Here is a 26,208-nt window from a genome sequence, read left to right as displayed (position 1 = left end):
TCAATCGGTACTTATGATGTTCTATAAATCCGTTATACTAGCCAAGTTTTTTAAAGCGAGAGTAGAGTATGCGCGGTTTATATCTCATTACCAATGATGACCCAATCCAACTATTATTAGAAAAATTAGATACCGCGCTCGCAACTCGTCAGGTCGCAATTTTACAGTACCGCCGTAAAAAAGTAGACAAAGCAGATCAACCTGCTGAAGTTGAGCACATCAAAATATTATGTGAAAAATATCAGGTTCCTTTTGTGATTAATGATGATTTAAAACTGGCTGCTCAGTTCGGTTTAGGTGTGCATTTGGGACAAAGTGATGGTGAAATTACCGATGCAAAATCGCAATTACCAGAAGATGTCATTATTGGTCGTACTTGCCTGAACTCTTTAGAGCTTGCACAAAAAGCAATTGCAGATGGCGCGACTTATATTGCATTTGGTGCAGTCTACGCGACCTCTACAAAACCTGAAGCAGGTAATGTGGGTATCGAAGTGATTAAGCAAGCAGCAGCTCAATATGATTTACCAATTTGTGCGATTGGTGGTTTAAGTGTTGAAAACTCAAAACCTGTGATTGAGGCTGGGGCTGACCTGTGTGCAGTCATTAGTGATATATTAGGCCGATCAACTGCTGAAATTCCTGCCCGTGTACAGGCCTGGGCACAATTATTTTCTTAAGCTTTCAAAATTATTTTTTAGATATTTAAGACGAGCATTTCCATGAGTTTATCTCCAAAGCAAGAACAGTTATTTAAACAAGCCAGCAAACACATTCCAGGTGGTGTGAACTCTCCGGTACGTGCCTTTAATGGCGTTGGAGGAACACCTGTTTTCATTGAGAAAGCAAAAGGTGCTTATTTATGGGACGTAGATGGTAAGCGTTATGTTGACTATGTTGGTTCTTGGGGGCCAATGATTTTGGGCCATGCTCATCCAGAAATTATTAAAGCAGTACAAACAGCAGCAGAAGATGGTTTAAGTTTTGGTGCGCCAACCGTACATGAAACAACCTTGGCAGATATTATCTGTGAAATCATGCCATCAATTGAGTTGGTACGTATGACTAACTCAGGAACAGAAGCGACCATGACCGCTATTCGTTTAGCACGTGGTTATACTGGCCGTGACAAGATTGTGAAGTTCGAAGGTTGTTACCATGGACACTCAGACTCACTTTTAGTAAAAGCAGGTTCGGGTTTACTCACTTTAGGTGAGGGTGAACCGACTTCGAAAGGTGTGCCTGTAGATTTTGCTAAGCACACTTTAACGCTACCTTACAACGATATTGCTGCATTAAAAGAATGCTTTGCTAAATTTGGTCATGAAATTGCGGGCGTTATTATTGAACCTGTAGCAGGTAACATGAATATGGTGAAACCGATTGACGGTTTCTTACAAGCCATTCGTGATATTTGTGATGAATATAAATCTGTATTCATTATTGATGAAGTGATGACAGGTTTCCGTGTTGCTTTAGGTGGTGCGCAATCGGTTTATAACGTTAAACCTGATTTAACCACTTTAGGTAAAATTATTGGTGCAGGTCTGCCAGTTGGTGCGTTTGGTGGTAAACGTGAAATCATGGAATGTATCGCACCTTTAGGTGGGGTATATCAAGCAGGTACATTATCTGGTAACCCACTTGCTATGCGTGCTGGTATCGAGATGTTCAAACATTTACGCCAACCAGACTTTTACAGCAACTTATCTGCTCAACTTGAAAAGTTACTTGCAGGCCTACAAGCTGCAGCTGATGAAGCGGGTATTCCATTTAAGACTCAACAAGCTGGCGCAATGTTCGGTCTTTATTTTACCGACCAAGAAGACATTACAAGCTTTGACTCAATGTTGGCCTGTGATATTGAAGCTTTCAAAAAGTTCTTCCATGGCATGTTAAAGCGTGGGGTAAACTTGGCACCTTCAGCATTTGAAGCAGGCTTTATTTCATCTGCTCATTCAGATGAAGATATCGAATTTACGATTCAGGCTGCAAAAGAAACATTCGCTGAAATGAAGTAAGTAAAAAAGCCCGTGTTAAACGGGCTTTTTAATTTGAGCTATTTTTATATTTGTAGAGAATAATGTTTTACCCCTTACCTCGAAAAATCCAGTTAGTCGCAAGTACTTCAAATTGGTCAATTGAGTCAGCGCAAAGTATTTTGCTCATGGTTGGGCTCAATGAGCTTAGAGTACGACCAGATTGGTCTGTGCAACCATTGGCAAACCATTTAGAACTGTTGAGTAAACGAGCTCAATCACTCGAAATTCCAGTTATTTTTATTGAGACATCTCAGCTTCAACAAACCATGTTGGAGCTTGGTCAGCGTTTGTCATCAAATACTAAAGCTCAAGTTATGATGGCAGGTGATTTGTCGCCTGTGTTTAAACAAGTCATGCAGCTTATTTTATCGATTACAGATCAGGTCAGTATTGTAAATGATGCAATCTTGGCGAGTAACTTAGAGCAGCATATCCAATGGGTTGAAAAGATCAGTTTTGACTCCATTCAACATGTAAACACAAAGACTTTAATACGCTTATGGTCTTTAAGTGCGCCATCTTCCTATATCTTGTCAGATAAAGGAATTTTATTGGCAATTGCTGAACAGGTGGGGCGACATCCTATGGAGATCCATCCTGAAATTGATTTAAGAAACTACGGACTAGATCAGTCTGCTGTGAATTATCTGGTCGATATATGGCGTGCAAATGGTGCAAGCTTAAGTGCTGAAGAGTTAATGCAAGCACCGACATTGCAGCATATTATGCAGTTATTGAAGCCTTGACTGACGATACACCTCAAGTGATCCATAATATTTGCAAATTCTGCTGTTAATTTACCCGAACGGCATTGTAATTCGGACGTAAGCTTTTTATTATTGCCCGCTTGTTTTTCATCTTACCTTGGGAATACAACTTTGAGTGATTTTCTAAGTGAACATCTGATCTATCGTGATGATGATTTTATGGTGATTCATAAACCTTCGGACATTTTGAGTGTTCCTGGTAAGGGTGATTTACATGATAGCGTTTTGACAAGGTTGGTTGCGATTGAACCTAAAACCTTGCTCATTCATCGTCTAGACCGAGATACTTCAGGTATTTTAGTATTTGGTTTATCGAAGCGCGGTCAAAGTGCAATTGCACGTCAATTTCAAGATCGTCAGACTTCAAAAATATATGAAGCGCTTGTCGCAGGTCATTTAGAAGGTGAAGGGACTGTAGATATTCCTGTCATCTATGACCCAAGTCGACCGCCTTTACATATTGTCGACGCTTCTCACAACAAACCTGCTTTAACACATTGGCAGGCCTTAGAACATTTTCAAATTCAGGGGCAGCCTGTAACTCGTGTGAAATTAACACCAATTACGGGTCGATCCCATCAACTCCGTGTACACATGCAATATCTTGGACATCCAATTGTAGGTGACACGCTGTATGCAACACCGGAGCAGCAACTTGTTCCGCGTTTATGTTTGCATGCCAAACAGTTAAGTTTTAATCATCCTGTCACAGCAGAAACATTAACTTTTGACTGTCCTGTACCGTTTTAATGTAAAAACTTTTGATGAGTAATTTTTTGTAGCAAAGCGATTTAATTGGTTTTTGCTTCAAAATTTTGCTTTAAAGACTACATAAAAAGATGCAAAAATAAGCTAATTTGCATCGTACAATATGTAGTGCGAACTTGAGAGAAAGGTGGAAAAATTGCAGCAGTATGCTATTGGTCAACGTTGGCTATCAGACACAGAAACTGAGCTCGGTTTAGGTGTTCTTATTGATGTAGATGAAAGATCTGTCAGCATTTTATTCCCCAAAAGTGATGAGACACGTGTCTATGCACGTAATAATGCTCCACTATCTCGTATCATCTTCAATACGAATGATGAAGTTCAAGATCAAGAAGGTCAGAAGTGGATCGTTGAGTCGATTGAAGATCGTCATGGTGTTTTACGTTACAACGTCGTTCGTACTTTAGAAAGTGGTGAGCAAGAGCGTAAAGCGTTAAATGAAACGCGTATTGGTGCGCAAATTCAGTTGTCGAAACCTTTAGATCGTTTACTTGCAAGTCAAGTTGATTATAAAGAGTGGTATGACCTGCGTATTGAAGCGATGTTGATGCAAGCGCAAATGCAGAATAGCCCTCTACGTGGTATGGTCGGTGCACGCGTTGGCTTGATCCCTCATCAGCTTTATATCGCACATGAAGTTGGTAAACGTTTTGCACCTCGTGTTTTACTTGCCGATGAAGTAGGTTTAGGTAAAACAATTGAAGCTGGTTTAATTATCCACCAACAGCTTAAAACAGGACGTTCAGAACGAATTCTTATTTTAGTCCCTGATTCTCTTCAGTATCAGTGGATGATTGAAATGCGTCGCCGTTTTAACTTGCAATTCTCTCTATTTGATTTAACGCGTACGGCATCTATTAAAGAACATGATCCAGAGCTTAACCCATTCTTGACTGAGCAATGCATTATTGCCAGCGTTGACTTAATGGTTGACCATGATGATTTGCGTGAGCAAGCCATAGAAGCTGGATTCGATTTGCTCGTAGTTGATGAAGCACATCATTTGATGTGGAGCGAAGAAGAAGGCGGTAATGATCGCTACGATTTAGTTGAAGAGTTAGCTGAAAATACGGCAGGAGTATTATTACTCACTGCAACACCTGAACAATTAGGCGTAGAAAGCCATTTCGCTCGCTTACGTTTACTTGATCCACAACGTTTTAATAGTTTAGAGCGTTTCTTAGATGAAGAAACTCAGTACCAGCAGACTGCAAAAATTGCTGAAGTGCTCATGTCGGATCAAGCTTTAACGCCAGAGCATTTATCAGCTTTAGAAGGTTTATTAGGTCACAGTATTGAAGACCAGCCTGATCAACGCTTTAGAGCTATTCACGAATTATTAGACCGTCACGGTACTGGACGTATTTTATTCCGTAATACACGTGAAGCGATTCAGGGCTTCCCAGGCCGTGATTGTCAGCCAGCACCGTTACCAGCACCAGAAGATTGGTCAAAAGATGGCAAACTGCGTGAGCAGATGTGGCCTGAAGAAGCGCAAATTGATGGTTCATGGATGCAAAATGATCCGCGTGTGCCATGGTTAATGGAAATTTTACGCAAAGATCTTAAGCATAAAAAAGTGCTTTTAATCGCGCGTAGCGGACCAGTGGTTGAGTCTTTAGAAAATGTGTTGCGTTTGCATGCAGGTATTCGTACTGCAATGTTCCATGAAGGCATGAGCTTACTTGAACGTGACCAAGCTGCTGCTTATTTTGCTGAGGAAAGCTATGGCGCACAGATTCTACTGTGTTCGGAAATTGGTTCGGAAGGCCGTAATTTCCAATTCGCCAGTGATCTAATTTTATTTGATCTACCAGCTAACCCTGATGTTTTAGAGCAGCGTATTGGGCGTCTAGACCGTATTGGTCAAGAAAATCGTATTCAGATTCATGTGCCATACCTGATGGGAACAGCTCAAGAACGTATGTTCCGTTGGTATAACGAAGCACTTAATATTTTCAGTAATATTTCGCCAACAGCACAAACGTTGCAAGAGAACTTTATTGTTGAATTAAAAGACTGTTTACTTGCAGACCAAGGTCAAACATTTGAAGATTTGCTTGAAGAGGTGAATGTTCAACGCCAAGCCTTAGAAGCTGAACTTCAAGCTGGTCGAGACCGTTTACTTGAATATAATTCATGTCGTCCTATTGTGGCACAAGAAATTGTTCAGGCCCTTGAAGACTATGATGACAATACAACGCTACCAATGTTTGTGAAGCGTTTCATGTCATCAACCAATATCGACTTTGATGAGCAAAGTAATGGTACGGTGATTATTAAACCGACCGACCAAATGCAAGTGCAAGGTTTGGCTTTAGACGAAGAAGGGATGACAGCAACCTTCTATCGCGATCAAGCTCAGCTTCGTGAAGATGCTCAATATTTAACTTTAGAGCATCCATTCATTGAAAGTGTTATGGAAATGATCCGTACGCAATCATTTGGTAGTACCAATGTTGCTGTGCTCAAATCGAATGCGTTAAAGCAGGGTTCAGTATTAATTGAAGTCTGGTTTAAAGTTGATGTTGTTGCGCCGAAATCACTGAACTTACCATCGAGCTTACCTAAGCAGCTTATTCGCGTATTATTGAGTGAAAATGGTCAAGATTTGTCTGAAAAAATTGATCCGACAATCTTAAAACCGTATTTACATCACTTAGATGGCAATAGCTGTCGTCAGGTGGTTAAGGCTCGTCGTGATATCATTGAGCAGCGCTATAAACAAGCATTAGAGATTGCGAAAGTTGATTTACCTCAGCTTCAACAGCAAGCAAAAGAACACTATGGTAATAAATGGCAATATGAAATTGACCGTTTAACTTACTTAAAACAGTTCAACCCAAGTATTCGCCAAGATGAAATTGACCGTTTACAAAAACTGCAAAAAGAAGGGCTCGGCTTGCTTGATGGTTTAACTGTTACACCAGAAGCAATTCAAGTATTAGTTGTGGTTAAGCCATAATCAACTCAAATAAAAAAAGCGCCAATAAGGCGCTTTTTTTATACATCGATTTTAAATTAGATAAGACCAGCATCTTTTAGTTCTAATTTTAAATATGCATAGAAAATTGGAGCTGCGATTAAACCACCTAAGCCAAAAATTGACTCACAGATTAACATTGCCAATAAAATCTCCCACGCACTTGCATTGATTTTATGCCCAATAATTTTAGCATTAATAAAATATTCAAGTTTATGAACCATAACGAGATAAAGTAATGCAACGCTTGCGAGTCCTAGAGAAATTGTAAGAGCGGCAATAAACGTTAAAGTATTTGAAATTAGATTACCTAAAATTGGAATAAGCCCAAACATAAAGGTCAAAATAGTAAGTGTTTTGGCAAATGGAAGGTGAGTTCCCCAAAGCGGTAATAAAATAAAGGCGAATAAAATAAAGAGTAGAGTATTAATTGCTGAAATTTTTATTTGTGCAAAAACCACATTCTTAAATGAAATTGATAATTTTTGAATACGTTGGATAAGTAGGGACTTAAAAACAGGTTGAGGCGTACGGCGGTGAAAACCATGTATCGCCACCAAAATACCAATAATTAAACCCATGACCATAGTCACGAAGTTATGCAAAATATCGGAACTGGTATTTTTTAGGGTGGTGACGTTATCTTTCATAAATGCAAAGATTTCGTCTTTTAGATCTGTCACGCTATCAGGAATATAACCCGGAAGATATTTTCCGATCTCTGCTTGTAAATGAAGGAGTGTTTGGTCAACTTTGCTATTAATACTATGTAATCCGACACCTTTTAGATCATATACAACAAAACTAATCAGGCTGGTAATGAAAAAACCAAGAAGCGAAATGGTAACAATACTAAGTAAAATACTAATAAAAATACGAGCTCTTTGGCCGTCAATATAACGTTCTACCACCGAACTTAAGCTAATAATAATTTCATAAATGAGAAAGCCTGCAAAAAAACTTGCTAATAGATGTAATGGGATAACCGAAAGCAAAAAGATGCCCATAAGAATGTAGCTTGCAATCAGACTTTGACGATTATTCAAATTTTGCATGTGGATCCCTGAGATCGTTGGGAATATAGGAGAAAGAGCAAATGAAGTGATTATTTATACTCTCGCGAGCTATTAGCTTCAATCAATGAATTATATTTTTATTGGAAAATAGAGGAGTTAGATGTAAAAATGGCCTGTTAATCAACAAGCCATCTCTAAGATAATTTTAGCGAATTTTTGCTTCATCCAGATGACGTGCGCCTTCTAAAATCATTCGAATCATAATCATGGTTTGTTCAGCAACCTCTGTACGTTGATTGATCGGAAGATCAATGACTTTGGCACCCATGTGAAACACAAGTTGAGTAATTGCTTTTGCAACAAGGTCTGGATGATACAGATGATTGTTATTTAGGCGTTCAAGACGAATTAAATCTTCTTGCAACTCTTGCTGAAAAAAGTTGAGCTGGCGGTCTACAGCAGCTTTATAGGAAGCGGAACCTGTAAAACTTTCACGTAGTAATAAACTTAAATTGCCTTCATCTGCATCGAGCTGTTGAAGAAAAATATCGACAGAACTGCGAATAATACTTTCTTGTAAGGAAGCACGTAGGCGAGCTTGACGGATAATTTTACGTAAAACGATACCTGCACGGTCAATTAAAGAAATTGCTAATTCATCAATATCTTTAAAGTGTCGATAGAAACTATTTGGTGCAATTCCTGCTTCTCGAGCTACTTCACGCAAACTCAATGAAGCAATACTTTTTTGCGGACCAATAAGGTTTAAAGCGGCCTGAAAAAGTTCTTCTTTAGTAATTGTCGCTTTTCTTCCAACAGAACGCGTAGCTGTTTTAATTTCAATGACATCTTGTTGAAGAGGTGTGTCATTCATGTTCTGAGAAAGTGAAGATTGGGTCATGCTGTTCAATATATTTGTAAACTCTCAGGATTATAGCCTTAGAAGCTGAACTTGTGAAATTGTAATTAAAAGTACGGGTGTATATACAAATATATATACATATGTATAATAATTAAAAAAGAGCGACAGAGCCTTCAGTTATGCAAGCAATCGAAAAGAGAAATTCTCTATTCAATTCATTGACACAAGCCATCTTTGATAAAGAAATGGCGAATTTCTGGCTACAAAAAGTTAATCCTTTATGGTCCGTAAAACATGGCCTTGTTCAAATTGTAAAAAAAGAATTTGTCGCTCATGACATGGTGAGCTTGACGCTAAAATGCAATCGCTTAGTAAAAATGGGCGTTGCAGGCCAGCATCATCCTGTGATTGTAGAAATTGCTGGTCGTCGCTATGAACGTACGTATAGTTTGACGCAAATTGATGCGCAGCACTTACGTTTAACAGTTAAAAAAGTTGCGGATGGTATTGTCAGTAACTGGTTTATTGCTGAAAGCCAAATTGGCGATGTTTTTGAGCTTGGTCGACCTTATGGCGACATGCAACAAAATATCAAAACACCGAATTTAATTATGTTGGCTGCGGGGAGTGGTATTACCCCAATGTTGAGCCTAATTACTGCGATTAAGCAAAGTCAGCAGTTAGATAAAGTTCAAGTACAGCTTTTATATTGGGTAAAGCAACGCTCAGATGCAGCTTTTGTTGAATACTTTGAAAAAGTTGCACAGCAATATCCGAATTTTAGTTATCAGGTTTTCTATACCCAAGAAACCCCAAATGATGAGCGTTTAAATGCAGAGCATTTAGCATTAGTTGATGATGTTAAAAACAGCACAATTTATGCGTGCGGACCTTCTGGCTTTGTGGCGACTGTTGAGCAACTTTTTGAAAAAGCTCCAGCCGTTTTAACAGAAGCATTTAGCTTAACAAATGAAAGCTCTGCTGATGATATTGGTTATGTGAATGTCACATTAACCCAGTCTAATAAAGTGATTGCAATTCCTAAAGGCCAATCAATTTTGGTCAGCCTCGAACATGAAGGCCTTAAACCGACTCATGGCTGTCGTATGGGAATTTGTAATAAATGTGTTTGTAATAAATCACAAGGTTCAACACGTAATTTACTCAACGGCAGTGAAAACACTGAACCAAGCCAATTACTCAAAATTTGTGTGAACTCAGCACAATCCGATCTAGTTATTGATCTTTAAGAGAGAACTCTTATGAATATGCCAGTGAAAGTCGAATATTTTAAAAATCCTAAAAATCGTGATTTGACTCCAGCAGAACTTGAAGCATTTGCAAAAGAGCTCGATCAGATCAAACAAGAAGTATTGGATGATTTGGGCGAGAAAGATGCTAAATATATCCGTCGTGTTTATGCCGCGATTCGTTATAGTAGCTTTTTAGGTCGTGCATGTTTGTTTGCAGGTTGGTTCCCACCAGCGTGGATTTTAGGAACAGGTCTATTAGGCTTCTCTAAAATCATGGAAAACATGGAACTCGGTCATAACGTGATGCACGGTCAATATGACTGGATGAACGATCCTAAATTTAATGGTCAAACTTACGAGTGGGATACTGTCGGTACTTCTGATAACTGGCGTCAAACTCATAACTATAAACATCACACTTATACCAATATTAAAGGTATTGATGATGACATTGGTTACGGTTTACTTCGTCTATTCCCAGAGCAACGCTGGAAACCAGGTTTCTTACTTCAACCTGTTTATAGCATTCCATTTTGTTTGTTGTTCCAATGGGGCGTAGCCATTCAAAATCTTGAAATTGGACGTGTCCTTTATAAACGTAAGAGCATGGCAAAATTCTTGGAAGAATTAAAACCTGTTAATAAAAAGATTGGTACGCAACTTTTTAAAGACTACGTTTTCTTCCCTTTAATTGCAGGTCCTGCAGCTTTACCTGTTTTCACTGGTAACCTAGTTGCAAATGGTCTTCGTAATATCTGGACATTTACGATTATTTTCTGTGGTCACTTCACAAAAGATGCAGAAGTATTTCCAAAGTCTGTTTTACAGGATGAAAGCCGTGGTCACTGGTATATGCGCCAGATTCGTGGTTCTTCTAACCTAAAAGGTTCAGAAGCATTACATATTTTAAGCGGACATTTGAGTCATCAGATTGAGCACCATTTGTTCCCTGATATTCCGGCGCGTCGTTATCGCCAAATGGCTCCAAAAGTTGAAGCTGTATGTAAAAAATATGGTCTAAATTATAACAATGCGAGTCTGGCTAAACAGTTTGGACAGGTGGTAGGCCGTATCTTTAAATATGCTTTACCGTTTAAAAAATAAGTCAAAAAAGCCCTGATCAGTTCAGGGCTTTTTATTATTTCTTTTTAGAAATCCACATGGTAATCGTAGCTTGAAAAACTTTATCTTTTTGAGCGTCATAGACTTCTACATTTACTAAATATTCACCAGCTTTATCCCAGTCATAATTTTTTTCTACAGGCGTTGCAATTGCAATTAGGTCTGTTTCTGCCTTTTTTAAATATTCGACCGTCATGCCCTTAGGGATCCAGCGGTGTGTAGAAGGTACAGTAACTTCTGTCATTGTTCCACCTGCCAGTTCTGCCATATTACACATCACAATCGCATGTATTGTTCCAATGTGATTGAGTACTGAGCGTTTTTTCTTAATAGATATTTTGCAATAGTTGGGTTTTAACTCGCTAAAGAGCGGGGAAATACTTCCAAAATAAGGGGCTTTCAAACATAGCATACGTGAGAAAGTCCATTTTCCTTTCGGAAAACTAGACACTTTGTTCCAAAGTTCTAAAGTGGTTGCCATGATTTAAGGCTCCATATAAAAAAACAGAATTATGTTCTGTTAAAGAATATAATTCTGTTTACAAAAATGAGTCAAGTCATTCAGAATATCTCCGATAACTGGTTAAGGAATAAATGATGCAATCTGCACAAGCGTTATTGGAGCGGTTATATCCAGGCAGAAGGGCTGCTTTAAAGAGACAGATTTTAATAGACGCCTTGTTTTGTTTTTTAGAAAATGGAATTGAAACCACAAGCATTGAAATGATTCGTTCAAAATCCGACAGTAGTGTAGGGGCTATTTATCATCACTTTAAAAACAAAGAAGGTATTGTTGCGACTTTATTTTTTGCAGCTCTAGATGATCAAGCAGCCTTAAGAGATGACTATCTTGAGCGCACAAAATCGCTTAAAGAAGTTTTATATGCTTTTATCCATAGCTATGTTGATTGGGTAAGTGAACAGCCAGAGTTTGCTAAATTTTTAATCTCTGCTCGTTTTAATGTGATGCAGGGGGGTGAAGACCAAGAACGTCTCGCCCAGAAAAATAAATTAAGAAATCAAAAAATTTTTAATACAATTTCAAATTATGCTGAATCTGACTTTTTAAAATCTATACCGCATGAGCTATTACTTTCACTTGTGATCGGGTCTACAGAAAATTATTGCCGTGCATGGTTATCTCAAAAAGTTCCTTCAAGCCCTAAAGTTTATAAAGATATTTTGGCAAAAGCTGCGTGGGATTCTTTGCAAAATTTGAGTTAGATATCTTTATCACTCGATAAAAAAAAGCCGCATCGTTCATGCGGCTTTTTTAGAGATAGAAATTATTTAAACTGAATGGAACCGTTTGCATTTACAGTAATTTTAGACTCACCAGCTGCCATGTCTTGAGCTGGTGCAGCTTCGGCCATAGCGAACTTAGCCATGCTGGCACGCATTACAGGTTGTGGGAAATAATTGTTGGTATTCAGGTTTAGAGTAACCAAGGTATATTGGTTTTTATTCCATGCTTGTGTCAACATTTGAGCACGTTGTTGGAAGTTTTTAGACGCTTCTACCATCAACTCATTCTCAACCTTTTTACGTTGTTCATCAGAAACCGTAAAATTAATCGATTGTGTTTGGAAGTTTTGCTGTAATTCGTTTACTAGCTGGCTAGCAGCTTTAAAGTCTTTACTTTCAAGACGGATTTCAGCGCGACCGCGCCATTCTTTTAGCTTATTGCTATCGTTATCGTAAATTGGATAAGTGCTTTGAGCACCGGTTTCCACTTTGACTTGAGGATATTTACGAGAAACGCTAAGCGCCTGATTCATCAATTGATTAATTTGATTTGAAAGCTCTGCTGGTTGTTTATTACTTTTTTCAATATATAAAGTTGCATGCATTTCATCATTAGAAACTTGGCGAGAAGCTTCAGCTTGTACATTTATAATATTGTAGTTCAAAGCATTATCATCCTGAGCAAAAACTAAAGGGCTAAGGAGGGAACCTAAAAGAAGGGTAGAGAGGGCTAAAGTACGCATAAATTTTTCCTTTAAAAATTAATATAAATTTAATTTTTTTCATTAAGAAATGTTAAACATAACTTATGCATAACTTTTGCAGATTTTGTGGCGTATTTGTAATATTCAGATCAGGTTTTTTTAAATTTTGGTAAATATAAAGTCTTTAAAAATTAAAAGCTTAAAATTAAAGTGTTTCAATGTAACTTAAAAAATCAAAGTAATATAAAAAAAGAATATTTTCTTTAGGTTGTCACATAGTATGATGATAATTCATCATAACTATTGGGATGATACATTTTTTCAATAAGATTAGATGAGTAAAGTACATAAAAGACGTTTTTTTTCTTGTAAAATTAGGTATCATCGCGCTCCTAGTTACAAGATATAAAATAAGTGTCTTTGCTAGTTCTATAAAGCACCGAGTCAAAGGACCAATCGTCACCAGACTTATTTCTTTCTACCCCTATCAGAGATGGTAATCCGATATGAGCGTTACTTCCGTTAACCCTGCCACTAATGCTACTAACGAATATTATTTGACTCGCCAAAGTCAAATGGAATCAAATGTTCGTAGCTATCCACGTAAATTACCGTTAGCGATAGCGAAAGCACAAGGATGCTGGGTTACTGATGTTGAAGGTACACAGTACCTTGATTGTTTAGCTGGGGCAGGTACATTGGCTTTAGGTCATAATCATCCTGCGGTGATTCAAAGTATTCAAGATACATTGGCAAGTGGTTTGCCATTGCATACTTTAGACTTAACCACACCTTTAAAAGATGCATTCACTGAAGCATTGTTAGCATATTTACCTGGTGGTAAAGAAGAATATTGCTTGCAGTTCTGTGGTCCTGCTGGTGCAGACGCAACTGAAGCAGCAATCAAACTTGCTAAAACTTACACTGGCCGTAGTTCAGTGATCAGTTTTTCTGGCGGTTATCATGGTATGACCCATGGTGCACTTGCTATGACTGGTAACTTAAGTGCAAAAAATGCAGTTAATGGTTTAATGCCAGGCGTACAATTCATGCCGTATCCGCATGAATACCGCTGCCCACTTGGTTTAGGTGGGGAAGCAGGTGTTGACGCTTTAACTTACTACTTTGAAAACTTTATTGAAGATGTAGAAAGCGGTGTAACAAAACCTGCTGCTGTTATTCTTGAAGCGATTCAAGGTGAAGGCGGCGTAGTTACAGCTCCTGTAAAATGGTTGCAAAAAATCCGTGAAGTGACTGAAAAGCACAACATCGTTTTAATTTTAGACGAAGTTCAAGCTGGCTTTGCACGTTCAGGCAAAATGTTTGCATTTGAACATGCAGGTATTGAACCTGATGTTGTTGTAATGTCTAAAGCAGTAGGTGGTGGTTTACCACTTGCAGTATTAGGTATTAAACGTAAATTTGATGCTTGGCAACCTGCTGGTCACACGGGTACTTTCCGTGGTAACCAACTTGCTATGGGTACTGGTCTTGTCGTATTAAAAACGATTAGCGAACAAAATCTTGCTCAAAATGCGCAAGAGCGTGGTGACTTCTTACAAGCTGAATTTAAAAAATTAGCTCAAGAATTCCCATGTATCGGTAACGTACGTGGTCGCGGTTTAATGATCGGTGTTGAGATCGTTGACGAGCGTAAACCAGCTGATCGTATTGGTTCGCATCCTGCCGACTCACAATTAGCTGCTGCAATTCAAACTGCTTGTTTCAACAATAAATTATTGCTTGAAAAAGGTGGTCGTAACGGTACAGTAATTCGTTTACTTTGCCCGCTAATCATCACTCAAGACGAGTGTGTTGAAGTAGTTGCTCGCTTTAAGAAAGCAATTGCAGAAGCATTGGTTGCAGTACGAGGCGCATAAGTATGGTGGATTTTGCAGAACATCGTAAAGCGTTACTCTGCAATGATGCACAATCCATTGCTGACTATGAGTCAGCAATGGGCGAAGCGGTAAAAGCCGTTTCAGCATGGTTGCAAAATGAAAAGATGTACACTGGCGGTAGCATTAAAGAATTGCGTTCAGCAATTTCTTTCCAACCTTCAAAAGAAGGTATGGGTGTACAAGAATCTCTTCAACGTATGATTGAGCTTTTCTTGAATAAAAGCTTGAAAGTACATCATCCACATTCATTAGCACATTTACACTGCCCAACCATGGTGATGAGCCAGATCGCGGAAGTGTTAATCAATGCAACTAACCAGTCTATGGACTCATGGGATCAAAGCCCTGCAGGTTCATTAATGGAAGTTCAGCTCATTGATTGGTTGCGTCAAAAAGTAGGTTATGGTTCTGGTCAGGCTGGTGTTTTCACTTCTGGCGGTACTCAATCTAACTTAATGGGTGTGTTGCTTGCTCGTGACTGGTGTATCTCGAAAAACTGGAAAGACGAAAATGGTAATCCATGGTCTGTACAGCGTGATGGTATTCCTGCCGATGCAATGAAAAACGTCAAAGTCATTTGTTCTGAAAATGCGCATTTCTCTGTGCAAAAGAACATGGCAATGATGGGTATGGGCTTCCAGTCAGTTGTGACTGTTCCTGTGAATGAAAATGCACAGATGGATGTGGATGCTCTCGAAAAAACGATGGCTCATCTTCAGTCTGAAGGTAAAGTTGTTGCTTGTGTCGTTGCGACAGCAGGTACTACTGATGCTGGTGCAATTGACCCATTGAAGAAAATCCGTGAAATTACCAATAAGTATGGTTCATGGATGCACATCGATGCGGCATGGGGCGGTGCATTAATTCTGTCAAATGACTACCGTGCAATGCTTGATGGTATTGAGTTGTCTGACTCGATTACCCTCGACTTCCATAAGCATTATTTCCAAAGCATTAGCTGTGGTGCGTTCTTGTTGAAAGATGAAGCGAACTATCGCTTTATGCACTACGAAGCTGAATACTTGAACTCTGCTTATGACGAAGAGCACGGTGTACCAAACCTTGTTTCTAAGTCATTACAAACGACTCGTCGTTTTGATGCATTGAAATTGTGGATGACAATTGAATCACTAGGTGAAGACCTATATGGTTCAATGATTGACCATGGTGTAAAACTTACTCGTGAAGTTGCAGATTACATCAAGGCAACTGACGGTTTAGAACTTTTAGTTGAACCACAATTTGCTTCGGTATTGTTCCGTGTTGTGCCACAAGGCTACCCAGTTGAGTTTATCGATAGCTTGAACCAAAACGTAGCGGACGAATTGTTTGCACGTGGGGAAGCAAATATCGGTGTAACAAAAGTTGGTAATGTACAGTCATTGAAAATGACAACATTAAGCCCTGTTGTGACATTCGAAAACGTTAAAAACCTTTTAGGTCAAGTATTGGCTGAAGCTGACCGCATTAAAGATGCGATTGCTTCTGGTAACTATGTACCACCAATCGACTAATTGAGTTGATAACAAAAAAAGCCCGGTTTATTACCGGGCTTTTTTATTGCAGACTGTTTTTATTTAAAATGTGTATGAAGAAAAGAATAAATGCACAAATCATGCATATTTTCACAAAACAAAAATAATTATGCATGATTTATGGGGAGCAAATTTCTTATTGTATTGGTATGTCCCCAATATTTTTGGTCACATTGATATATCAATATCGTACTTACTTTAAATAATCCCGCTTTAACTGAAAAAAGTAAGTGGCTGTAATTACAATTAAGACAAGGAAGAAGAAATGCAACAAGCGAATATGCTCAATGAATTTAAACTCATTATTGGCGGTCAGCTTTGTTCAGGTGAGCAAGGTGAACTAGAAATTATTAACCCCGCTACAGGTCTAACAGCCGCACGTTGCGCAAAAGCATCGGTTGAGCAAGTAAATCAGGCAGTGAGTGCAGCTAAACAAGCATCTAAAGCTTGGCAACAAGTTTCCCATAATGAACGTAAGTCGATCTTAAATAAGGTTGCAGATGGTATTGAAAAGCACGCAGAAATGCTTGCAGAGTTAGTTGTACTTGAGCAAGGTAAGCCACTCGCACTTGCACAAATGGAAGTGCAGGGTGCAATTGGCTGGACGCGTTACGCGGCTGCTATGGATTTACCTGTTGAAGTGATCGAAGACAGTGAAAGCAAGCGCATTGAACGCCACCGCCAACCATTAGGTGTAGTGGCTTCAATTACTCCTTGGAACTGGCCACTGATGATTGCGGTTTGGCATATCATGCCTGCATTGCGTGCGGGCAATGTGGTCATTAGCAAACCTTCTGAATACACACCACTCTCAACTTTACGTTTATGTGAAATTATTCAACAAGAAGTTCCAGCAGGCGTAATCTCAATTGTGGTCGGTGCTGGTGAGATTGGTGAAGCATTATCTTCTCATCCAGATGTACAAAAAGTTGTGTTTACGGGGTCAACTCGAACAGGTCAGCACATCATGGCTGGTGCAGCTCAACAGTTAAAACACCTAACCTTAGAGCTTGGTGGTAATGACGCTGGTATTGTATTGCCAGATGCAAATATAGATGAAATTGCAGCTAAGATTTTTAATATGGCATTCTTAAATGCAGGCCAAACATGTGCGGCATTAAAACGTTTATATGTCCATGAAAGCCAATATAAAGCTCTATCTCAAAAATTAGCTGACATTGCCAACGCTCAAGTCGTGGGTGACGGAATGGAATCTTCTACAACATTTGGTCCTGTGCAAAATCAAATGCAATATAACAAGGTGAAAGCCCTTATTGCTGAAGCCATTGAACAAGGTGCAAAAGCACTTTCTGGTCAACAGCAGTTATCAGAGCAAGGCTACTTTATTGCACCCACTATTTTGACTGAAGTTTCTGACTCTTGCCGTGTGGTCCAAGAAGAACAATTTGGTCCTGTATTACCTGTTTTAAAATATACAGATATCAACGATGCTATTGCTCGTGCCAATGATAGTGAGTTTGGTTTAGGTGGCTCAATTTGGTCGTCTGATATTAAAGCAGCTCAGACTTATGCTAGTCAGCTTCAATGCGGAACTGTTTGGATTAATACCCATGCGGAGGTTCTGCCTCATGCACCTTTTGGTGGCTGGAAAATGTCTGGCTTAGGTGCTGAGTTTGGTCTGGAAGGCTTGCTTGAAAATACGATTGGACAAACTGTCCATATTAGTAAAGTCTAAATATTAATTTTAAGGCGGATCTAGTATCCGCCTTTTTATTTTCACTTTTAAGAGTGAAAACCTAAGCTGTTTATTGGGAGTGATGATAGCTCATGCTTTTAGGTTTGATTAAAAAATGATTCTGTTCTTTAATTTTTTTAAGAACAATGTAAGATTTTATATGACCAATAAAATTATAAGAAAGTAATCTTTCGGTCACAAATTGAGAGAGCTGTTCTAAGTTTTCTGCGACGACTTTTAAAATAAAATCTGCATCACCACTAATTGAAAAAGCATCTTGAATATTATCTTCAGCTTCAATGAGCTCTTGAAAAGCCTGCTGTGATTTTGCCTCGTGTGTCCTTAAATTAATGTGAATCATCGCTGTAACTTCCAGCCCTAGCGCCTGTTGCTGGATGCGTGCGGTGTAGCCTAAAATTATGCCTTTTTGCTCAAGTAGCTGCCTTCTTCTTGAACATTGCGAAGCTGATAAACCAATTAAATCTCCTATTTCCTGATTGGTGAGCCGTCCATTCTTTTGTAGTGCCTGAATGATTTGCCAGTCGAACTTATCCATTGCATAAAATCCTTTTATGATACACAAATCATGTATTTTTATTAAAATGCGTTTTCATTATGCACGAAATCTAAAAGATAGATGAAATATTATTTTTCTATGGAATAAAAATTGGTCTCAAAGGATATAGAGCAATGTTCATAGAAATCGGTGACTTTTTAAATCTTCGTTTAAAACAAATGGGTATCCAACATCTTTTTGGTGTACCTGGTGATTTTAACCTCTCATATCTAGAACAAGTTGAAGCAGACCCACAACTCGAATTTATTGGAAATTGTAATGAATTAAATGCTGCCTATGCAGCAGATGGTTATGCACGAATTAACGGTTTTTCTGCCTTAGCAACCACTTATGGTGTAGGTGACTTAAGTGCGATTAATGGCATCGCAGGTGCCTATGCAGAAAATGTACCTCTTATTCATATCTCAGGAATTCCGCCTTTACATGCGGTTCAAAAGGGCACACTAATACACCACACGCTTGTCGATGGTAACTACGACAATATTATGAACTGTATGAAAGAGTTTACAGTTGCCCAAACACGTTTAACTCCAGCAAATGCAGCTTTTGAAATTGACCGTGTATTACGTCAGTGTTTCCTTGAACGCCGTCCTGTGCACATTCAACTACCAGGCGATATTACTCACGTTAAGATTGAAGTATCTGAACGTCCACTCGACCTAAGCTATCCAGCTGTTGAACCTGAATTATTGCAAAGTGTGGTAAGCAAACTCTGTAACATTATTGAGAATGCTCAGAGTCCAGCGCTTTTGATTGATAATGAAGCTTCAGTTTTTGGTGTAACGTCACTTTTAAATGATTTATCACAAAAATGCTCAATTCCATTTGCAGGTATGAATACTGCAAAAAATATTATGGATGAAGGCTCACCTCGTTACATCGGAACTTATGTAGGTGGAGCAAGCCAACCGCATGTGAAAAATATTATTGAACAATCTGACTGCTTAATTGGTGTTGGTGCACGCTTTACCGATGTGGGTTCGGCTGTATTTACTCATCAAATTGAAACCAAGAACTACATCGAAATTAAATCTTATGGCCTAAATATTTTTGGGCAGGATTTTCCGGGTATTGAGATTGGTCAGTTACTCGTTGAGCTAAATAAAAAAGTTGCACCACGTAAATCGACCACCCCTTTTCTTGAAAAACAACCACAGAAAGTAGTTGAAGCTCCAGCACAACAAAAGTTAAGCCAAGATGTACTTTGGAACTACATTTCAGGTTTCTTAAAAGAAGACGATGTAATTATTGGTGAAGTCGGAACCTCAAACTCAGCTTTGTCTGGCTTAAAACTTCCTGCTACAGCTAAATATATTGCTCAGCCACTTTGGGGTTCTATTGGTTATACCTTACCGGCTTTACTTGGCAGTTTGCTGGCCGCACCTGAACGTCGTCAAATTTTATTTATTGGTGATGGTTCATTCCAGCTTACGGTACAAGAGCTTTCTACGATTATCCGTCACGGTTTAAAGCCAACCATTTTCTTGCTGAACAATGGCGGTTACACCATTGAGCGTTTAATTATGGGTGAAAATGCAGCCTATAACGACGTGCAAAACTGGAAATACACTGAAATCCCAGCGGTATTTAACGGTAAAAAAGGCCATACCACTTATGTGGTTGAAACCGCAGGGCAACTGAAGAGCGTTTTAGATAACCTTCAGCAAAATGATCAATTAACTTTTATTGAATTAAAACTACCAGCAATGGATGCGCCGGTAAGTTTGAAAAAATTTGCTTCTGTGATTGCTCGTTTTGACTACGGTGATCGCGGTTACGAAATTTTAAAGGAGCGTTCCCAGCCTATTAAATGTAAGGATGCAATCTCTTTTTAAATAGAAGACAGGACACGTCTTCTCAAAAATTAAATGGACTCACATTACAGCAAACTTATGTCCGAAGGTCGGTTTCTGGTCTTCGGATATGGTGCTGAATAAAGGTGTACAGGAAGTGACACCAACATTGGAGATAATGTTATGGATGCAAACAATAAGCACGAGTTAAAACAAGGCTTATCCAATCGGCATATTCAACTCATCGCACTCGGAGGGGCGATTGGAACAGGTTTATTCTTAGGTCTTTCTCAAACAATTAAACTGGCAGGTCCTTCAATCTTATTAGGATATGCAATTGCAGGTGTGATCGCTTTTTTAATCATGCGTCATTTAGGTGAAATGGTTGTTGAAGAGCCAGTCAGTGGTTCTTTTAGTTATTTTGCGAACAAATACTGGGGCAAAATGGCTGGTTTTATGTCTGGCTGGAATTATTGGGTATTATATGTACTCGTCAGCATGGCTGAATTGAGTGCGATTGGGACGTTTATACAGTTTTGGTGGCCTGAAATTCCGATATGGCTGACTGCTTTATTTTTCTTTATTTTAATTAATGGCATTAACTTGGTAAATGTCCGCTTTTTTGGGGAATCCGAGTTCTTATTTTCCTGCATTAAAATTGTTGCGATTTTAAGCATGATTGGCTTTGGTGCTTATCTTTTACTTTCAGGTTCAGCAGGTCCGCAAGCAGGTATTGCAAATTTATGGCAACACGGTGGTTTCTTCCCGCACGGAATTCACGGTTTTGTCATGGCTCTGGCTGTCATTATGTTTGCATTTGGTGGCTTGGAATTAATTGGTATTGCTGCAGCTGAAACGAAGAAACCTGAAACGACTATTCCTAAAGCAGTCAATCAGATTGTGTACCGTATTTTAATTTTCTATATCGGTGCAATTGGTATTCTTTTATGCCTTTATCCATGGAATATGGTGGCAGAAGGTGGCAGTCCATTTGTCATGATTTTCCAGTCATTAAACAGTAACGGTGTTGCGAACGTTCTAAACTTTGTGGTCCTAATTGCTGCTATTTCGGTTTATAACAGTTGTATCTATTGTAATAGTCGTATGTTGCATGGTTTGGCAGAGCAGGGTAATGCTCCTGCAATTCTGAAAAAAGTAAACAGTCGTGGTATTCCAGTTCCAGCAGCAGTTGTTTCTGCATCTATTACAGCAATATGTGTAGTTGTGAACTATTTGATTCCTGGTCAAGCTTTTCAACTCTTTATGATGTTAGTTGTCGCAGCGCTTGTTATTAACTGGCTTATGATTTCAGTGACTCATTTGAAATTTACTAAAGCGATGAAATTGCAAAAACGTCAAACTAAATTTCAAAGCATTCTTAGCCCATGGAGTAACTATTTAACCATTAGCTTTGTATGCTTTATTCTTATTATTATGGCATTAACGCCAGATATGAGATTAGCTGTTATTTTAGGTCCAATCTGGCTTGCTGTTTTAGCTGTAATGTATTTCTTAAAATATCGTAAAAAAATGGTTGTTCTGCCAGAAGTACAGTCGAATTAATCGTTTAAATTGACAATGATATTGCGGTTACCTGACTTAAGATGGGTAACCCTTTATCTTTTGTCATATTATTTTCATGTTACAAAGAAAATGATTTTTTCTAGAAATTTTTAATAATAATTTTAATGAAAGAAAATATTTAGATTATAAAAGCAAGAAAGACGTAAATTATCGGATTTTAATATATTTATAATATCTTCTATTTTTATATTTTATAAAAAGTAAAATTTAATATTTTTAGTAAATGTCATAATATAGATTGATATAGAAGGTAAAATAACATCTATATTTAAAATAACTAATTGATAGTACATAAAAAATATTAATGTGACAATTAACAATATCGAAATCATTAAAGCGTCATCATACTGTAACTTAATTGTCATATTTTCTATTCACAATGCAGCTATCGAAGAGCGTACAAGCACTCAACAAAAAGTGACGTACAACCTATTGCATTAATGAGAGAGAACAGAATGCGCTTAAATCCACGTCAAATCGCAATTGCGTTAGCAGTAACTGGGGCAGCTGTAACAACGACTGCAAATGCAGCTCGTGATACGATTCAAATTGCTGGTTCTTCAACTGTATTACCGTTTGCCAGCGTTGTAGCTGAAGAGTTTGGTAATACTTTCCCTCAATTTAAAACTCCTGTAGTTGGTTCTGGTGGTTCTTCTGCTGGTTTAAAACAATTCTGTCAAGGTGTTGGCGACAATACTATTGATGTTGCAAACTCTTCTCGTAAAATCAAAAGCACAGAAATCGAAGCTTGTAATAAAGCTGGTGTAAAACAAATTCAAGAAATCAAAATCGGTTATGACGGTATTGTATTTGCGTCTAATTCAAACAAAGCAGCTTATAAATTAAAACCTTACCATGTGTTTGCTGCTTTAGCTGCTCAGTTGCCTTCAAAAGGTAAATTGGTTCCAAACCCATATACAAACTGGAACCAAATTGACAAAACGCTTCCAAATGAGCCGATTACTCTTGTAATCCCTGCATCTAACCACGGTACTCGTGAAGTTTTCCAAGAGAAAATGGTTGAAGCTGGTTGTGAAGCATATGAATACTTCAAGAGCTTAGATAAAGATGCTCAGAAGAAAGCATGTTCTACTTTCCGTAAAGATGGTCGTGTAATTGAAATCGCTGGCGACTATACAGAAACATTGGCTCGCTTAAAGACTTCTCCAAGCGCAGTAGGCGTGTTTGGTTTAAGTTTCTATGACATGAACCGTGACAAGTTACGTGTAGCAACAGTTAACAACGTAGTTCCATCTGAGAAGACAGTATTGAATGGTACATACCCTGTATCTCGTCCATTGTACTTCTACGTGAAAGGCGAACACTTAAAATCAGTTAAAGGCTTACCGCAATATGTAGAATATTTCGTAAGCAAAAAAGCGACTGGTAAAGGTTCTAAAGCTGAGCGTGATGGTTTAATCGCGATGTCTGATGCTGAACGTGCAAAAGTTTTGGCTGACTTTAAAGCAGGTAAAACTGTTAAATAATTTAGTTTGAATGAAGGCTGGTGATCTTAAGAGTTCATCAGCCTTTTTGTCTAACTTGTTTTTCCAAATTATGACAATTGAGAAAACAGTGGAGAATACATGAATCTGCTACTTATCGGTGTGTTGTTAGCCCTTGTGGCAATCGCATATCAACTTGGGCTGAGAAAGAGCCGTAACATAGCAGGTAAGGGAAGCAACTCAGCGACGTTACATTCTCGTCCTGGTTATTATGGCGCACTGGTTGGTCTTTGGTGCGGTATCCCTGCTTTTTTAATTTTGATCATTTGGAACTTGGTTGAACCAAGTATTTTAAATCATATTATTTTTAATAATATTCCGGCGTCTGTAAGTGCTTCGCTTGATGAAGCGGGCAGAAGTGTATTAGTTGATCGTGTTCAATCAATTGCTTCAGGTTTTGGTGTAAGTGACAAACCAGCTGCTTATGAATTAGCTGCTGCTCAACAGTTTGCAAAATTTCAAACCATTGGCTCTTTTGCCAAATTTGCTGTTGTAATTTGTGCAGCTTTACTAGGTTTAGTATGGGCTAAGAAAAAAATCAATCAACAATATCGTGCTCGTAACCAAGTTGAACGTGCCATTAACGTTGCTTTGATTTTATGTTCTGGCGTTGCGATTTTAACCACCATCGGGATCGTAATGTCGATGTTTGGCGAAGCAATGCACTTCTTCCGTTTTGTTAGTCCAGTAGACTTTTTCTTTGGTACAGAGTGGAATCCGGGCTTTAGTACTTCCGGTAATGCGGAAGGCAGTTATGGTTTATTACCATTGCTATGGGGTACGCTCATGGTCAGTGGTATTGCTCTACTTGTTGCTGTTCCAGTTGGATTAATGATTGCAATTTATTTAGCTGAATATGCTTCACCATGGTTCCGCTCATGGGCAAAACCAACAATTGAAGTTTTAGCTGGTATTCCAACAATTGTTTATGGTGTATTTGCCATGATGATTATTGGACCATTCTTTAAAGCAGCTGGTGCTTCTATTGGTTTAGAGATTAATGCAACGAGTGCTTTAACTGCTGGCTTTGTGATGGGGATTATGATTATCCCGTTTGTTTCATCTTTGTCTGATGACATTATTACTCAAGTCCCGCGTGCACTGCGTGACGGCTCTTTAGGACTTGGCGCGACTAAGTCTGAAACGATTCGTCAAGTTGTATTACCAGCAGCTTTACCGGGTATTACAGGTGCTTTCTTATTGGCAGTCTCTCGTGCTGTTGGGGAAACCATGATTGTGGTTTTAGCAGCAGGGAACAGTCCACTTTTACATGCAAATCCATTTGAAGCTGTTTCGACTGTGACAGTAACTATTGTCAAACAATTGACTGGAGATACAGACTTCTCAAGTCCACAAGCATTGGTTGCATTCGCGCTAGGTTTAACACTATTTGTGATTACCTTGGGATTAAACATTGTAGCACTGTACATTGTGCGTAAATACCGTGAGCAATACGAATGAGTACATCAAATACATCGTCTCCTATGGATCAGAACGTATTTGATCCGAAAGCTGCTGCTGAAACTCGTGAACGACGTAAACAGGTTATTGAAAAATCTTTGGCTAAACGTCATCGCAAAGAAAAAGCTTTCCGCTTTGCGGGATTCTCGGCAGTCGTTATTGGTCTTGCATTCGTTGCTCTCTTGTTCGGTAGTATTTTGGCAAAAGGTTTACCAGCTTTTTGGCAAACCAGTATGAATGTTCCAATTTACTTTGACCCGAAAGTGATTGATGCAGGTCCTGTGCCTGTGCGCACTCAAGGGGAAACACCTGCGCATTACCAAGAACGTTATGTTGATTGGCAAACTAAGATGGGTATGGTGGATTGGGATGGCATCATTGTAAATGGAATGATTGCTAAAGATCCTGCACTTGCATCACAACGTGATTACTTAAGTAGCTTATATGCAAGCTCAGAAGCTTATCGCTTACGTGATATGGTTTTTGCAGACCCATCACTCATTGGCAAGAAAGAAAATATTACTTTCTTGGGCGATGCGAATGTCGATGTTTGGTTAAAAGGTAATATTGATCGTTCATTACCGGATGATCAGCAACAACTTGATCCAGAAGTGCGTAAGCTTGCCGATGACTTAAAAGCAAAAGGCGTTCTTGAAAGTACATTTAACATGAACTTATTTAAGAACCCTGACTCACGTAGTTCACCAGCAATCAGTGGTCTTGCAGGTGCATTCATGGGTTCATTATTCATGATGCTGATTGTAATCATCATTGCAATTCCAATTGGTGTTGCCAGCGCAATTTATCTTGAAGAGTTTGCTCCAAAAAATGTTCTTACCGACATTATTGAAGTAAATATTAATAACCTTGCTGCTGTTCCTTCAATCGTATTTGGTTTACTCGGTGCTGCAATTTTCATTGGCTGGATGCATTTACCTCTATCAGCTCCGCTGGTGGGTGGTTTGGTTTTAAGCTTAATGACATTACCAACAGTCATTATCACCACGCGTGCTTCATTAAAAGCTGTGCCACCTTCTATTCGACAAGCGGCACTTGGTTTGGGAGCTTCTAAGTTCCAAACTATTTTTCACCATGTTTTACCGTTGGCATTACCGGGCATTATGACAGGTGCAATTATTGGTGTTGCCCATGCACTTGGTGAAACCGCACCTTTACTTTTAATCGGGATGAGTGCATTCGTTGCAAGTATTCCAACAACACCATTTGATCAAGCAACTGCTTTACCTGTCCAAGTTTACTTATGGCAAGGTAATGAGTTGCGTAACTTCTTCGAAGGCCGTACTGCCGCTGCGATTATCGTACTACTTGCATTAATGATTGGTTTAAATAGTCTTGCAATTTGGTTACGTAAAAAGTTCGAAGTGCGTTGGTAA

General features: G+C 38.8%; 21 protein-coding genes. 16 read left to right on the top strand and 5 right to left on the bottom strand.

All coding sequences use genetic code 11. The features are described from left to right. The first annotated feature begins 68 nt into the window (after positions 1-68). The 5 genes from thiE (at position 69) to rapA (ending at position 6,542) form a co-directional block, all read left to right on the top strand. Positions 69-680 (top strand): thiamine phosphate synthase, encoded by a 612-nt coding sequence (gene thiE / locus AWW73_RS14420; RefSeq protein ID WP_062849998.1) that lies wholly within the window; start codon positions 69-71, stop codon positions 678-680. A 42-nt stretch (positions 681-722) separates the two neighbouring features. Next, the gene (gene hemL / locus AWW73_RS14415) at positions 723-2,021 is read left to right on the top strand and encodes a glutamate-1-semialdehyde 2,1-aminomutase (RefSeq protein ID WP_016140339.1); all 1,299 of its coding nucleotides are present in this window, start codon (positions 723-725) and stop codon (positions 2,019-2,021) included. 62 nt (positions 2,022-2,083) lie between these two features. Beyond that, positions 2,084-2,788: an isochorismatase gene (locus tag AWW73_RS14410; protein WP_062849997.1), complete on the top strand. Its 705-nt coding sequence runs from the start codon at positions 2,084-2,086 to the stop codon at positions 2,786-2,788. 132 nt (positions 2,789-2,920) lie between these two features. Then, positions 2,921-3,559, top strand: coding sequence for an RluA family pseudouridine synthase (locus tag AWW73_RS14405; protein WP_062849996.1), 639 nt, complete (start codon positions 2,921-2,923; stop codon positions 3,557-3,559). Positions 3,560-3,704: 145 nt separating this feature from the next. Then, the gene (rapA, locus tag AWW73_RS14400; protein WP_062849995.1) at positions 3,705-6,542 is read left to right on the top strand and encodes an RNA polymerase-associated protein RapA; all 2,838 of its coding nucleotides are present in this window, start codon (positions 3,705-3,707) and stop codon (positions 6,540-6,542) included. A gap of 56 nt (positions 6,543-6,598) precedes the next feature. On the opposite strand, the gene AWW73_RS14395 is transcribed toward rapA, so the two are convergent. Both AWW73_RS14395 and fabR read right to left on the bottom strand, forming a co-directional pair. Then, the gene (locus AWW73_RS14395; RefSeq protein ID WP_016146068.1) at positions 6,599-7,615 is read right to left on the bottom strand and encodes an AI-2E family transporter; all 1,017 of its coding nucleotides are present in this window, start codon (positions 7,613-7,615) and stop codon (positions 6,599-6,601) included. Between the two features lie 166 nt (positions 7,616-7,781). Continuing rightward, a complete protein-coding gene (fabR, locus tag AWW73_RS14390) occupies positions 7,782-8,477 on the bottom strand; it encodes an HTH-type transcriptional repressor FabR (protein ID WP_016146067.1) in 696 nt (231 codons plus the stop codon). Positions 8,478-8,617: 140 nt separating this feature from the next. Between fabR and AWW73_RS14385 the strand changes: the two genes are divergently transcribed. Together AWW73_RS14385 and AWW73_RS14380 are read left to right on the top strand one after the other, a co-directional pair. After that, complete coding sequence (locus tag AWW73_RS14385) at positions 8,618-9,688, top strand: ferredoxin reductase (protein WP_062849994.1); 1,071 nt, start codon at positions 8,618-8,620, stop codon at positions 9,686-9,688. 12 nt (positions 9,689-9,700) lie between these two features. Next, entirely contained in the window at positions 9,701-10,795 is a 1,095-nt protein-coding gene (locus tag AWW73_RS14380; protein ID WP_016146065.1) for a fatty acid desaturase family protein, read from the top strand. Positions 10,796-10,829: 34 nt separating this feature from the next. Here the strand turns inward: AWW73_RS14380 and AWW73_RS14375 are convergent, their stop codons facing one another. Further along, positions 10,830-11,294 carry a hotdog fold domain-containing protein gene (locus AWW73_RS14375; protein ID WP_062849993.1) on the bottom strand — a complete coding sequence of 155 codons (465 nt, stop codon included), beginning with the start codon at positions 11,292-11,294 and terminating at the stop codon, positions 10,830-10,832. 116 nt (positions 11,295-11,410) lie between these two features. Here AWW73_RS14375 and AWW73_RS14370 point away from each other — a divergent pair, with 116 nt between their 5' ends. Then, positions 11,411-12,037 carry a TetR/AcrR family transcriptional regulator gene (locus AWW73_RS14370; RefSeq protein ID WP_062849992.1) on the top strand — a complete coding sequence of 209 codons (627 nt, stop codon included), beginning with the start codon at positions 11,411-11,413 and terminating at the stop codon, positions 12,035-12,037. Between the two features lie 62 nt (positions 12,038-12,099). On the opposite strand, the gene AWW73_RS14365 is transcribed toward AWW73_RS14370, so the two are convergent. Continuing rightward, entirely contained in the window at positions 12,100-12,801 is a 702-nt protein-coding gene (locus AWW73_RS14365; protein ID WP_062849991.1) for an SIMPL domain-containing protein, read from the bottom strand. A gap of 467 nt (positions 12,802-13,268) precedes the next feature. On the opposite strand from AWW73_RS14365, the gene AWW73_RS14360 reads away from it, so the two are divergent. From AWW73_RS14360 to AWW73_RS14350, 3 genes are all read left to right on the top strand, one after another. Beyond that, positions 13,269-14,642, top strand: a complete 1,374-nt coding sequence (locus AWW73_RS14360) for a diaminobutyrate--2-oxoglutarate transaminase (protein ID WP_002118718.1) — start codon at positions 13,269-13,271, stop codon at positions 14,640-14,642. A gap of 2 nt (positions 14,643-14,644) precedes the next feature. Continuing rightward, the gene (locus tag AWW73_RS14355; protein WP_002118849.1) at positions 14,645-16,177 is read left to right on the top strand and encodes a pyridoxal phosphate-dependent decarboxylase family protein; all 1,533 of its coding nucleotides are present in this window, start codon (positions 14,645-14,647) and stop codon (positions 16,175-16,177) included. Between the two features lie 286 nt (positions 16,178-16,463). Further along, on the top strand, positions 16,464-17,894 hold the full coding sequence (locus tag AWW73_RS14350) for an aldehyde dehydrogenase family protein (RefSeq protein WP_062849990.1): 1,431 nt from the start codon (positions 16,464-16,466) through the stop codon (positions 17,892-17,894). A gap of 70 nt (positions 17,895-17,964) precedes the next feature. Here the strand turns inward: AWW73_RS14350 and AWW73_RS14345 are convergent, their stop codons facing one another. Then, on the bottom strand, positions 17,965-18,450 hold the full coding sequence (locus AWW73_RS14345; protein WP_004700117.1) for an Lrp/AsnC family transcriptional regulator: 486 nt from the start codon (positions 18,448-18,450) through the stop codon (positions 17,965-17,967). 134 nt (positions 18,451-18,584) lie between these two features. On the opposite strand from AWW73_RS14345, the gene AWW73_RS14340 reads away from it, so the two are divergent. From AWW73_RS14340 to pstA, 5 genes are all read left to right on the top strand, one after another. Further along, entirely contained in the window at positions 18,585-20,306 is a 1,722-nt protein-coding gene (locus tag AWW73_RS14340) for an alpha-keto acid decarboxylase family protein (protein WP_062849989.1), read from the top strand. 141 nt (positions 20,307-20,447) lie between these two features. Next, complete coding sequence (locus AWW73_RS14335; RefSeq protein ID WP_062849988.1) at positions 20,448-21,827, top strand: amino acid permease; 1,380 nt, start codon at positions 20,448-20,450, stop codon at positions 21,825-21,827. A 476-nt stretch (positions 21,828-22,303) separates the two neighbouring features. Then, positions 22,304-23,335 (top strand): substrate-binding domain-containing protein, encoded by a 1,032-nt coding sequence (locus AWW73_RS14330; RefSeq protein ID WP_005073265.1) that lies wholly within the window; start codon positions 22,304-22,306, stop codon positions 23,333-23,335. Between the two features lie 99 nt (positions 23,336-23,434). Further along, positions 23,435-24,814, top strand: a complete 1,380-nt coding sequence (pstC, locus tag AWW73_RS14325) for a phosphate ABC transporter permease subunit PstC (RefSeq protein ID WP_016146057.1) — start codon at positions 23,435-23,437, stop codon at positions 24,812-24,814. Further along, a complete protein-coding gene (gene pstA / locus AWW73_RS14320) occupies positions 24,811-26,208 on the top strand; it encodes a phosphate ABC transporter permease PstA (RefSeq protein ID WP_061875668.1) in 1,398 nt (465 codons plus the stop codon). Before pstC ends, pstA begins: the two co-directional genes overlap by 4 nt.

This window comes from Acinetobacter lactucae, assembly GCF_001605885.1.
In the GTDB taxonomy this organism is placed as follows: domain Bacteria; phylum Pseudomonadota; class Gammaproteobacteria; order Pseudomonadales; family Moraxellaceae; genus Acinetobacter; species Acinetobacter lactucae.
The sequence above is the reverse complement of the archived record's forward strand: the minus strand, read 5'-3'. Positions and strand labels throughout refer to the sequence as shown.